The organism is Paracoccus onchidii (genome assembly GCF_028294535.1).
Taxonomy (GTDB): Bacteria; Pseudomonadota; Alphaproteobacteria; order Rhodobacterales; family Rhodobacteraceae; genus Paracoccus; species Paracoccus onchidii.
Genome location: NZ_JAQBIE010000047.1, coordinates 1 through 11,643, shown reverse-complemented (window position 1 = coordinate 11,643; position 11,643 = coordinate 1). Strand labels below are relative to the sequence as shown.

Sequence of the window (11,643 nt, the reverse complement as noted above, 5' to 3'; positions counted from 1 at the left end):
CCGCGCCGATGTACTGACCCGCCAGCCGACGATCTGGCGCGCGTCGGCGTCGATGACGAAAGCGACATAGACGAAGCCTTTCCAGGTGGCGACGCAGGTGACGTCGCTGACCCAGAGCATGTTTGGCGCGGGACGCGGAATTCGCGGTTCACCTTGTCCAGCGGACATGGCGCTTTCTTGTCGGGGATCGTCGTTCTGTGCGGCTTGATACGGATGATGCTGACACACCGCAATTAGAGATTTATCTATTTAAAAGCAATCAGATAGACAAAAAACGGGCCTACCCTCTTCAGGTAGGCCCGTTGCTTTTCTACTGACATCAACAGCGCCGACATCGGCCCGTGGGCAATCTATGCGGTGATAGTGGACACCTACCTAACCACGCCGAGTAAAGACCTGTCGGCGGTCTGTTCCCTTGCCGGGATGGATACCATTTGGATTTGGGACCTGACCTGTAGGCCCAGAAACGCGTAGCGTGCGTCGCGGGAAAGACGTGCGCTCCAACGATGTATTGCTTTGCGGCTGACGCTGTTGAACGGTCAACTCGACTTCGGACGGTTTGGCTCCACTTGGAACCTCGTCCGGGTCTGGTCCCGACTCATGGTTCCCGCTATCCGCCGTGGATGAAGCTTGCCCATCGCGTGAATTGTTCGCGGCCACTGCCGGACCAGCAGCCATCGTCTCCGCATCTACGTCTGGTGCAAACGGAGAGACAAATGCGTGATCGACGCCTCCGATCAATGAAGCAAGTTCGTCCTCGCTAAATGAAGGTAGGGCACGTTGAAGATGGGCGCGACGCAGCGCATCCGTAGAAGACGCCAAAAAAGGCATGAAATCTGCTCCGCTTTGTAGTTCAAAAAGCTCCGCAAGCCCATCCGCCACTGCATGGCATCCGAGATCCATCACCTCTTCAAAGCTTCTGGTTCCATCGACCGTAATGACCAATGTGTCACCATCGAAGCTGTGACGCCATGGGTCCAATTTCTCGACGATCTTGGTGCCGTCGATTGACAGCTCCATTTCGGCATGAGCCGCGACCTTAAGCTGAACTGCTTCTAGGCGACGTAGATGAGTGCCGTCAGGAGATAGCGCTTTGCGCAGTGCCGCTATATAAGGCTTCGATAGATCAAAGCGTGACCGCAAAGTTATTGAATCGCCCTCTACAACTTCGTCCACGGAGCAAATCTTGAGATTGAGGGCATCCTTCTGCAAAGTGGCGACGCCGAAACGCGCCATCACCTGTTTGGCATTCCGACGAGACGGTAAATCAAGGAGTCGCAAATGGGATTTTGCAACTGAAGGGAAGTCATCACGCTGAGCGTAAAAAACTCCCTCCCGTTCAGCCCAAATCCGGCGTCCTCCAAACTGGACAGGTAGTTTTCCTTCTGCACGAAATGTAATTCCGTCCACTCCCCCAAGCTCCGGATCAAACGTTTCTCTTTCCAAGATCTGGAGAAAAAGTCTGCTCCCTACCTCTGGCTTGACCTGCCTTGATGGAAGTGACGCAAGAAGCCGATACACCTGAGATTCAGGGAGGTCATCCAGATTTCGCACCACGCCTGCACGCTCAAGGCCTCTCCGCCAATGTGCCTTATCGAGTCCGAATTCTATCTCGCCAGTCGAACTGCGTGCACGGGGCGCCTGGAATAGTGCGGAGAGAACTCCCGGCTCGATCATTGCATCTCTCGGGGCATGGCGCAGTCCGTCTTGGCAATCAAGCCACGCGCTCGCCTGGATATCGAGATGAACCGTGTTGGGGAGAGTTCCCGGATATGCCCTAAACTTTGACAAGCCATTTTCTCGAGCTTCCAACCTAACGCTGAAAGCCGGAATGGGGGCAAGTGGATCAAGCCGCGGATCATGAGCGAGCCATGCTAGAATGGCCTCGGCTGGTGCATCGCTGAGAATACGCTCAAGTCCGTCGACAGTGTCATGAGCCGCATTTACCGTGTAGCCCCACGATAGATCCGAGCTTTTGATTTCTCTTGAGGTGTTTCCGTCGGTGATCCGATCAGCCCGCCGCGGACCACGGCAAACAGATCGACGAAGCGCCGTTCCCGGAGCAGCCGGTCAAGGAAAGCCTCTCCAATCCCATATTTCGTGGTCAGGCGTTTGAGCGCTGTGATCTCGTAGGGCGCGTAGTGATAGATGCGCGCAGTGGGGTACTGCGAGATCCGCGCGCGAAAATACGCCAGCAAGTCGGACAATGCCCGCGCTTCGGCATCGTGGTCATGGGCCCAGAACGCCTTGAACTCCCCGTCGAACCAGATGCCGTGCAGGTAGGCGACCAGCGCGCTCGCCGGAGCGGCGCAGGGTCAGCAAGAACAGAAGGATCGCAAAAACTGTGACGCCGTAGCGGAGCGCTGCGCGTGGACAGCACGCTGGTCAAGGCGCTGGCACGCGCGTTCCGCTGGAAGCGCATGCTAGAATCGGGGGAGTTCACAACCATCGCTGAACTGGCCGAGCGCGAGGGGATCGCGCCATCCTACATGACCCGTGTTCTGCGCCTGACCCTGCTGGCTCCGGACGTTGTCGAAGCGATTCTGGATGGGGCGCAGGTGCCCGAATTGGCTTTGAGTCGGCTGCTCGAACTATTTCCGTTGGACTGGCAACAACAGTCGGAACACTTGGGCTAGCAGCCCAATCTGACGGCCACGGTTGAGTTCGTGCCGCGCTGAGTTATTTCAAGCGCAAGTACAGCTGCATTTCAGCATAACTCCAAGACAACCCGCCCGTTCACCGTCATCCGTAAGGCAGCTTCCAAGACAGCACGACCTTCGAACATATCGGTGGCGCAACGGACTCTTGGCCCACCTCGGATGTTCACGATTTATTCCGCGATTCTTGTTATTCCATCTAGATCGAAAGCTAGATATGGTACCAAAATAAGGGGTTCACACATGCATAAAACACCAAGAGGTTTCAGCTTCATCGATCTATTCGCCGGTATCGGAGGTTTACGCGTTGGTTTTGAAGCGGCTGGTGGAACCTGTGTGTTCACCAGCGAGTGGAACCGCTTCTCGCAAGAAACCTACTCCGCGAATTTCGGCGACCACCATCCACTCACTGGCGACATCACGGAGATTCGGGAAGCAAATATCCCAGCTCACGATGTCCTGCTTGCTGGCTTCCCATGTCAGCCTTTCAGCATCGCTGGGGTGAGCAAGAAGAACTCACTGGGCCGTGCACACGGCTTCCTGGATGAGACCCAAGGAACGCTGTTTTTTGATGTGGTGAGAATCATCGCCCACCATCGCCCGCGCGCCTTCCTCCTCGAAAACGTCAAGAACCTCCTGTCTCACGACAAGGGCAACACCATGAGGGTCATCCTGCATGCGCTTGACGAACTCGGTTACGATGTCGATCACAAGGTGATCGACGCACGCTCTTGGGTGCCACAACACCGTGAGCGCATCTTCATCTCGGGTTTCCGGCGCGATGTTCCCACGCGTTTCTGCCTCGACGATGTGGTAATCCCTTCAGGACCGAACCCGCGGCTTTCGGACATCCTTCATCCCGAGGACGGGTCCGAGATCGCCGAGCCTCCCTATACAGAAGGTCAGCTAGCGCGGGTTGCCGACAAGTACACACTGTCTGACAAGCTTTGGGCCTACCTCCAGAATTACGCCGCAAAACATAAAGCAGCCGGTAACGGTTTCGGCTTCGGCCTATGCACTCCCGAGAGCGTCGCCCGGACACTCAGCGCAAGGTATTACAAGGACGGGTCAGAAATTCTGATCGCGCAACCAGGAAAGAACCCTCGGCGACTGACGCCACGCGAATGCGCCCGTCTCATGGGTTTCGACCGTCCCGGCTCCAACCGTCCATGGATCATCCCGGTTTCCGACGCACAGGCTTACCGTCAATTCGGCAATGCAGTTGCAGCGCCGGTCGCGATAGCGATCGCCGAAGCCATGGCCCCGTGGATTGAGAATACTGTCGCACTGAGGCCGCGGAGAAACCAGAGTGCCTGAGAAACGATCACCGATGTCCCGATCGGAAATGATGGCTGGGATTGGACCAAAAGATACAAAACCCGAGATGATTGTCCGCAAGGGGTTGCATAGTCTCGGGTTCAGGTTCCGTCTCCACAGCGGCCATCTTGCAGGCAAGCCCGATCTCGTGTTGCCGAAATACCGGGCAGCAATTTTCGTTAACGGTTGCTTCTGGCACGCCCACAAAGGTTGTTCCTATTTCAGATTGCCAAAAACTCGGACTGAATTCTGGCGGGAGAAGTTGGCAAAAAACGTCGAACGCGACCAGAAGACTGTACAGTCGCTCATCGCATCAGAGTGGCGAGTACTGACAGTTTGGGAATGTGCGACAAAGCGCTTTTCCGTAGAAGATCTCTTAAGCGAGATCGCCGGATGGTTGCGCGGACAAGAGATTTCTGGCGAGATGCCAAATAGGCGAGAAATTGTTTGATTGATAAATCCGGATTGCCGGAACGACACTAAAGAGAGGAAGAGCGGGATGGATGATCTGATAAATGAACCGGATGCCCCGCGCCTGATATTCGGGCTGCGCGACACTGGTTACAATGTAAAGACCGCCGCTGCCGACATTATTGACAATTCGATTGCTGCCAAAGCCGACCATATCAATGTCGAGATTGTCCTTCACGAAGACGGTAGAAAACTGGTCTATTTCGGCGACAACGGTATCGGGATGGATGAAGAAACCATCCATCGCGCTATGCGATATGGAGCGCCTGTACGCGAAAACCCTGAAAGCCTGGGGAAATTCGGGCTCGGTCTCAAGACGGCTTCAAGTTCAGTCTGCCTGAAATTCACCATCGTTTCGCGGGCTGCCACGGAGCAGCCCTTGGCAAAACTTGCGTGGGATCTCGACCATGTGAAGGAGCGCGGCAGGTGGGAAATGCTGCGCGAGCCGGTATCGGCCGATGAAGAAGAAATGTTCGAAGAGCTCTGCGGAGAAACGGGAACCCTCGTAATTTGGGAAAAGTGTGACCGGATCTTGTCCAAGGAATACGAAGCTGGGGGGACCAAGGAACAAGCTGCGATCAAGCGGCTGGCTGACACCCTCAGCAAACACCTCTCTCTGGTCTACCACCGCTTTACCGACAAATCCGATAAGCGCGAGCGGGATATAGAAATTTTCATTAACAGCAGTCCGGTCGTACCGTGGAATCCTTTCTACCCGAAAAGGTCCGAACAGGTTCTTCCAGAAAAAAAGCAGACGCTATTGGTTGAGATGCCGGATGGATCGGAAGAACGTGCCACGATCCGCGCTTGGATCCTTCCACACCGTCGCGATATGACGAAGGATGAGGAGCGTGAATACGCGCGCATCTCGAACCGGGCTCAAGGCTTCTACGTATTCCGCGAGGGGCGGTTGATCCAAGATGGCGGCTGGATGGATGTCTTCGGCGCGCCCGAACCTCACACTTCCCTTTTGAGGATCGAGTTCGATTTCGGGCATGAGCTGGACGACGCTTTCAGAATCGATGTGAAGAAATCCCGCATTCTTTTCCACCCTGATCTCGAGGACGGGCTCCGAACGCTTCTCCAGCCGATATACCGCGAGGCAGGGAACCGCTATCGGCGGCAGAGCCGAGCGCAGGCCAATGCGAAAAACAAGGTGGATCACGGTAGTTCCAATAAGAACATCGCGGCGACGACGAATGCCGCGAAGGCACTGGTGACGTCGGTGGATCCAGAAGGCCAGTCTGCCGAGATATCCAACAACATGGGACCGAAGATCCGGATCAAGTCACCGATCCAGAACAATGTCAGCCCCGATTACGTGCATGTTGAAGCAGTTGAGTCGATCAATAGCGGGGAACTCTGGCAGCCAGCTTTCCGGAGCACCGGAAACGACGGGCATGTGCCCTCCGTTCTTTTGAATAAACACCACGACTTTTACCAGAAAATTTATCAGCGTGCCGCCGCAAACGGATATGCGGTAGAAGGAATGGACCTTTTGCTTTGGGCATTCGCAGCGGCCGAACAGAACAATACAAATGACGAACTAGAACCCATTTTCGAAGACATCCGCACCGAGATATCAAACAACCTCCGTAAACTTCTACGGAACCTACCGGATCCTGAACCAGGCGAACTGGCAGAAGATGACGACGACTGATGCTGGCAGCGAAGCAGGAACTCATCGTTCGTGAACTGGAGGAAGGCACGGGTGCTGTCATTGCGGTCGCCATAGACAATGGCGGGCTGCGGTCTGGCATGAAAATATGGTTCGATGACCTTGACCAGCAGCACGGTCCCGTTGCGGAAATTCGACCCCACGGACTCAAAGCGCATCGCGTCAATCTGGCATTCGGAAATTTCTCCGGGGCAGTAATTCGCCAGATTCGTCAGGCATCGGCCGAAGATCGGCAGTTGGCCATGGCGCTTGTCGCATCCATTGACCAAGCCGTAGGCCTTTCCATAGAGGCACAGGCACTGGATGATTGGACCGTCAACGATGGCTCATTTCGTATGACTGCAACTAAAAGGCACAACGTTCGACCCGACTCGGATGAAGCAGTTTCCGAAACCTGCCGCGAAGTGATCGTACCCATGATGGCGGCGATGGCCGAACTCATCGGGTACGACGTGGTCGAAGAGGATGCGATCTGCGATGAGTCGGCGTTCGAAGGCGCGATAAAGCCTTCTCTCGTCAATCGCCGTGAGCGCAACCCTCGCAACCGGCTCCTCTGCATCCGCTTGCACGGTGAGACCTGCGCAGCTTGTGGTCTCGAACCACGTCGACGCTACGGCGACAATGCTGGCGGTATCATTGAAGTGCACCATCTGGAGCCATTGGCCAGTATCGCCAACCCCAGACCCTACGACCCAGCAACCGATCTCCTGCCTCTTTGTCCATCTTGTCATCGTGCGGCCCATACCCGCCGACCAGTACCTTGGGAAGTCGAGGACATCAGGCGCATGTTGGAGGAACACGGTGGTTGACTACACTACACTTCCCGAGTCGTTCGCTGAGCTGAAAGAAGCTCCTCCTGTCGACCATTCTATCTCGGAGAGACTTCTCGAACCAATCGCCCGCCTCGAGCGTGAGGAGAACCGCATCGTCGTGCGTCTGGGTGGCGTTAGGATGGTACGAGGAGAGCGTCATGAGTTCCTCGCTCCGACCAACCGTCATTGCTGGGTGGTTGACGGCACGATATTTCGGCCGCTCCCGCGTGATGCAGCGCAAGTGCTGCAGCAAAAAATTGGCGATGCTGATCCAACCGATGTTCCATTCAGCACAGCAATCCGTCTCATGAGATCCGATGGTGATGGCGTCGCTGCTTTGCCATCAGAAACAATCATGAAGCCGGGCAAGGAAGCTGCGGAACTGAACAGCGATACTATTCGTATCGCGGGCTTGGAAGCTGAGCTTTTTCCCTACCAGGCGAGAGGCGTCCAATGGATGTGGGACACGGTCTCCCGTACCGGCGGACTGATACTTGCCGACGAGATGGGCCTCGGCAAGACGCTCCAAATCATCGCGCTGCTCATGATCGATCCGCCCAACCCTCGGGCACCGGCACTGATTATCTGCCCCACCAGCCTCATTGCTAACTGGGTCCGCGAGATCGCGAGGTTCGCACCGACCTTGGGGGTAGCGGTTCATAGAGGCGCGCACAGGGCTGGAGTGGTTACAGGGCTGCAAACGTCCCAAGTGCTGATCACAACCTATGATACCATGGTTAATGACATCGCCATTTTTTCGAGCCTCGAGTGGTCTTGGGTGATTTGTGATGAGGCACAGGCAATCAAGAACCCGCACTCGAACCGCCGCCAGGCAATCGCAACCATCCCCCGAAAACGGGCCATTCCTATGACCGGGACACCCGTCGAGAATAGCTTGGTCGACCTTTGGTCCTTGACGGATTTCGCCATTCCCGGACTGTTGGGCAGTCTCTCGGAGTTCGAGGGCAGTTTCCCTGATAGTCTCGACTCAGGCCAACAGTTGAAGCGTCTCACCGATCCAATCATCCTGAAACGCCGGGTGGCGGATGTGGCGAGCGATCTGCCAGAAAGGATTGACGTGGATGTCCCGCTCGAACTCGACGACCGGCTGATCGACCACTATCGCGAGGTACGCGACGCCACTATGGAAAAATACCCTGTCGCGGGCGCCCTCGTTGCCACTCTCCAATTGCAACTCGTTTGTGCACATCCGTGGTTGCGCAACGCGGGGGAGAACGAAGAAGATGCGACGATTGTCACAGCCGAAGACATGCCACTTGTAACACCCAAGATGGAGCGAGTGGTCGCCCTTCTACGAGAGGCCTTTGCCAATGGGCGAAAGGTTATTGTTTTCGCTCTTTTCAATCGGATCGGTGACTTGCTCAAGCAAGCATGTGCCCACATGCCTGATACGCATTGGGGAGCTATTAACGGCTCAACCCCTCAGGAGGACAGGCAATCCATCATCGATGTATTCGCAGCTCACGAAGGTCCGGCCTGCTTGATCCTAAACCCGAAAGCAGCGGGGGCGGGTTTGAATATTACTGCGGCAACTGTTGTTATCCATTTCACTCCGGTGTGGAATCCCGCGCTTGAAGCCCAAGCAAGTGCACGGGCACACCGAAGAGGGCAGACCGAACCAGTTACTGTCTATCGGCTATTCTATTTGGATACCGTCGAGGAAGTAATGATCGATCGGTCCGCATGGAAAAACGACCTTGCGAACGAGACCGTGCCAGTCTCGACCCGTGACGCCGATGATCTCAAACGTGCCCTCGAAATAATGCCGGTGAAGTCATGAGCAGTGAAAAATTCCGAAAGCGACTGAGTGCCAATGATGTCGGAACAACCGGTGGACACCAAGGCGGCGTCTTGATCCCTAAAGGCGAGAAGGAACTTCTCGCAATGCTGCCGACTCTTGACCAGGACATAAAGAACCCTGACGCGTGGATTGAGTGCATCGACGAAACTGGACACACGTTGAAGTTCCGTTTCGTCTACTACAACAACCGCCTTCACGATCCGGGTGGCACCAGAAATGAATACCGGATTACACACATGACGAGCTGGTTTCGGGACGTTGGCGCTCGGGAAGGTGACGAGTTCGAAATATCACGAGCCAGCTTCGGCAACCAGTATTTGATCGGGCTCAGACCGAAAGACACTGAAGAGCCTGAACCCGATCAAGGCGTTCGAATCCGTTTAACGGCTTGGCGGCGGGTCCATTGATGCTGACAGTTGTGTCCTAGTGCTGCCGTGACAAGGAGGATATCCGGATCCTCGGAGATTCATCCTCATCCACGTAGCCTTCCTCTCGGGCCCGCTCCAGAAGATCGAGTGCGATGACCGATTGTTTTTCCGACGGCAGCTTGGACGGGAACAGGCCGCAAGCCTTCAGAATGCCATCCTCCTTTGGACTGAATATCCTCTTGCCTCCGCCCCATTCCCTAAGCCGGTTCCAGAATTCACCTCCGGCCTCAATCACCGAAGTCTGGGCCTCAATGCCAGAAATTACAGCTTCTTCGCGACGGCCATCTCTCTGAACGGCGCGCGCCTGCTCTGGCTCAACAAGGCAATTCATAAACTCAGGTCCATAGTCGATTTGAGCCCGCTGCAAGGTCGCCCAACACGCCTGTTTCTTTCCCCATTCCGTTATATTGTTCACGCCCGCTTCTGGGTGGGTGATTACTTCCGCTGCCGCTTCGGCCGCGATCAATAAAGCGTCACCTAGATCCCGAGATACCGATTGGCGCCGCCATACGGCATCAAGATCAATAACATGATCCCTTTCATCTGCGTCCGAGACCAATTTGGAGATAGAATAAGTGACAATGTTTGCGCGATATCCACCGGGATACCACGGCTGTTTCGGAATTGTCTTTTCGAGATGCCGGAAGATTATCAGTTTAGAGACTAAGCGCCGATACCATGTCTCATCGAACTTCTTGTCACTCCGGTTCCATTCTGCCCCGATCTTCTGAGCAAACTCGCCGAAGTTTTTCTGCGCGCCCTTGCTGACCGTATCAGGCCGCATACGAAAACTCATCTCGACCTTCGCAAGGTCGGTTTTGACGAAGTATTGCGGTTTCGGATTTTCGAGATCAAAACGCCGACGTTCAGCTTGGGATTTCTTGGCGCGTTCGACAAGGTACTGGCCCCTTGCGCGCTCGTAGAACCATTTTGTCTCGCGGTTTGTACCTTCGGCGGCCGGAGCCAAAACTCGTCTCGAGTATTCTTCCATCCTCATATGGAAAGGGTGGTTCGAGAAGAAATCCGCCGCGCTGACCTTGTTCTGACTATTGGCGTATTTTGAGATAAACGGGACGACCTCTTCAGAAGCATCCGCGGGAACAACTGTCAACTTCATCTGCACATGAACTTGTTCGAGCGTTTCTGGCGAGATTTTCCGAGCCGCGTGGAGAGAAGCTGTGGTTTGACCACCATTTACGACCTGCAGATTTGTTGCGGACACGATCCTGAGACCGTCCGATGTCTTCTCTACTTCGACACTGTCGGCCGTTGCCGACAGCCCGTTGTTATAGCTAAAGAACATTTCCGGTTCATCCTTGATGGTGTCCCGAATACCCCGGTTGACCGCGCCGCGCGCCTGAAGGAAGCTCCGAACGTTCGACTCCAAAAGCCGCGCCCCCCATTTGTCATAAATTTCGCCCAATTGATGGCCGCTGATCACAACAAGATAGCTGTCGAGGTGTTCGCCGCTGCTCGACGCAGCCAGTGCCGGAATGCTTGCGCCGAAATCTTCCCTGAAATTGACGATGATCTTTTCCCGAGCTTGTCCCGACGTCTCGTAACGATGGAAGCGTGTAAGATCCCAGATGTTGTAGGTGACTGGAATGCCGTCAATCTTGCCCGCAAGAACCGCGTCTGTCCTGGCGCTATAGGTCGCGTTTGTCATGAGAATGAGTTTGATCTTCGTGATAGATGACCACGCAGATGTAATAATTGAGGCGGCACCCGCTTCAGCACTCCCTTCGATCAGGTCTGCACGGAAGGCTGCTCGACGCGCGGCGGCGACAAAGTTGATTAGGTGGCCGAAGGCCTTCTTGGCATCGCTTGCATTGATCTTAACCGCCGCGTCTCCATCATGAAAATCGCTGACAATGACGCTAAGTATACCCTCGGACTCACGCGGGTCTCCGCCAATCCCGTCGAGCCTCAAGGTCTTGCCCTGACTGCTGGCGAGAAACGTAACCCGGTCAGCGGTCGCTATTTCACCTTCTGCTTCCAATAGTGCCGCCATCCGCTCGAAAAAGGCGTCCGACTGTGAAATGCCACTTGCTGATGCTTCAGCGGCAACTTCCTTAACCAATGAATTATTGAATTCGACCAGTTCATCCAAATCGTTCTATCTCCCAACAAGCGTCGAAGTTCGGTGCGCCGTTCTTATTGCACACCGGAGGCAAGCAACTGTACGCACCTTCCTGCATTTCCACGAGAATATCGTTGACCTCGAGATTTGGAAGGTCAAAGTCGCATCCGAAATCAACCAAGAAGTTGACCGCCTCAAGACGTGCTGTTGGCATCCTAAATTTACCTTGGGCCAGCTTATGGTTAGAGTCTCCCAGAGTGCAGTATGAATAGCCCCGCGTTTCCTAGACGCCTTCGGGTCTCGGTTTCCGCTGCCGTTCGAACTCTACGGGCGACAGCATCCCGTTTCTCGCATGCTTGCGCTTCGGATTGTAGAACA

Annotated in this window: 10 protein-coding genes and 1 pseudogene; 7 read left to right on the top strand and 4 right to left on the bottom strand. The window is 55.1% G+C overall.

Annotation, left to right across the window (positions count from 1 at the left end; all coding sequences use genetic code 11):
• From PAF17_RS19445 to PAF17_RS19435, 3 genes and pseudogenes are all read right to left on the bottom strand, one after another.
• A pseudogene (locus PAF17_RS19445) lies at positions 1-206 on the bottom strand (DDE-type integrase/transposase/recombinase); the annotation flags it as partial.
• 169 nt (positions 207-375) lie between these two features.
• Entirely contained in the window at positions 376-1,410 is a 1,035-nt protein-coding gene (locus PAF17_RS19440; protein ID WP_271890733.1) for a hypothetical protein, read from the bottom strand.
• A gap of 533 nt (positions 1,411-1,943) precedes the next feature.
• Positions 1,944-2,270 (bottom strand): ribonuclease H-like domain-containing protein, encoded by a 327-nt coding sequence (locus tag PAF17_RS19435; RefSeq protein ID WP_271890735.1) that lies wholly within the window; start codon positions 2,268-2,270, stop codon positions 1,944-1,946.
• Between the two features lie 93 nt (positions 2,271-2,363).
• On the opposite strand from PAF17_RS19435, the gene PAF17_RS19430 reads away from it, so the two are divergent.
• The 7 genes from PAF17_RS19430 (at position 2,364) to PAF17_RS19400 (ending at position 9,164) form a co-directional block, all read left to right on the top strand.
• On the top strand, positions 2,364-2,636 hold the full coding sequence (locus tag PAF17_RS19430; protein ID WP_271890734.1) for a hypothetical protein: 273 nt from the start codon (positions 2,364-2,366) through the stop codon (positions 2,634-2,636).
• 264 nt (positions 2,637-2,900) lie between these two features.
• Positions 2,901-3,974: a DNA (cytosine-5-)-methyltransferase gene (gene dcm, locus PAF17_RS19425; protein WP_271890732.1), complete on the top strand. Its 1,074-nt coding sequence runs from the start codon at positions 2,901-2,903 to the stop codon at positions 3,972-3,974.
• Positions 3,967-4,425 carry a very short patch repair endonuclease gene (locus PAF17_RS19420; protein WP_271890731.1) on the top strand — a complete coding sequence of 153 codons (459 nt, stop codon included), beginning with the start codon at positions 3,967-3,969 and terminating at the stop codon, positions 4,423-4,425. The genes dcm and PAF17_RS19420 overlap by 8 nt, the downstream gene beginning before the upstream one ends.
• A gap of 48 nt (positions 4,426-4,473) precedes the next feature.
• The gene (locus PAF17_RS19415; protein WP_271890730.1) at positions 4,474-6,105 is read left to right on the top strand and encodes an ATP-binding protein; all 1,632 of its coding nucleotides are present in this window, start codon (positions 4,474-4,476) and stop codon (positions 6,103-6,105) included.
• Positions 6,105-6,932, top strand: a complete 828-nt coding sequence (locus PAF17_RS19410) for an HNH endonuclease (RefSeq protein ID WP_271890729.1) — start codon at positions 6,105-6,107, stop codon at positions 6,930-6,932. The genes PAF17_RS19415 and PAF17_RS19410 overlap by 1 nt, the downstream gene beginning before the upstream one ends.
• Entirely contained in the window at positions 6,925-8,736 is a 1,812-nt protein-coding gene (locus PAF17_RS19405) for a DEAD/DEAH box helicase (RefSeq protein ID WP_271890728.1), read from the top strand. The genes PAF17_RS19410 and PAF17_RS19405 overlap by 8 nt, the downstream gene beginning before the upstream one ends.
• Complete coding sequence (locus PAF17_RS19400; RefSeq protein WP_271890727.1) at positions 8,733-9,164, top strand: EcoRII N-terminal effector-binding domain-containing protein; 432 nt, start codon at positions 8,733-8,735, stop codon at positions 9,162-9,164. The genes PAF17_RS19405 and PAF17_RS19400 overlap by 4 nt, the downstream gene beginning before the upstream one ends.
• 16 nt (positions 9,165-9,180) lie before the next feature.
• On the opposite strand, the gene PAF17_RS19395 is transcribed toward PAF17_RS19400, so the two are convergent.
• Positions 9,181-11,295 (bottom strand): AIPR family protein, encoded by a 2,115-nt coding sequence (locus PAF17_RS19395; RefSeq protein WP_271890726.1) that lies wholly within the window; start codon positions 11,293-11,295, stop codon positions 9,181-9,183.
• Positions 11,296-11,643 lie beyond the last annotated feature (348 nt).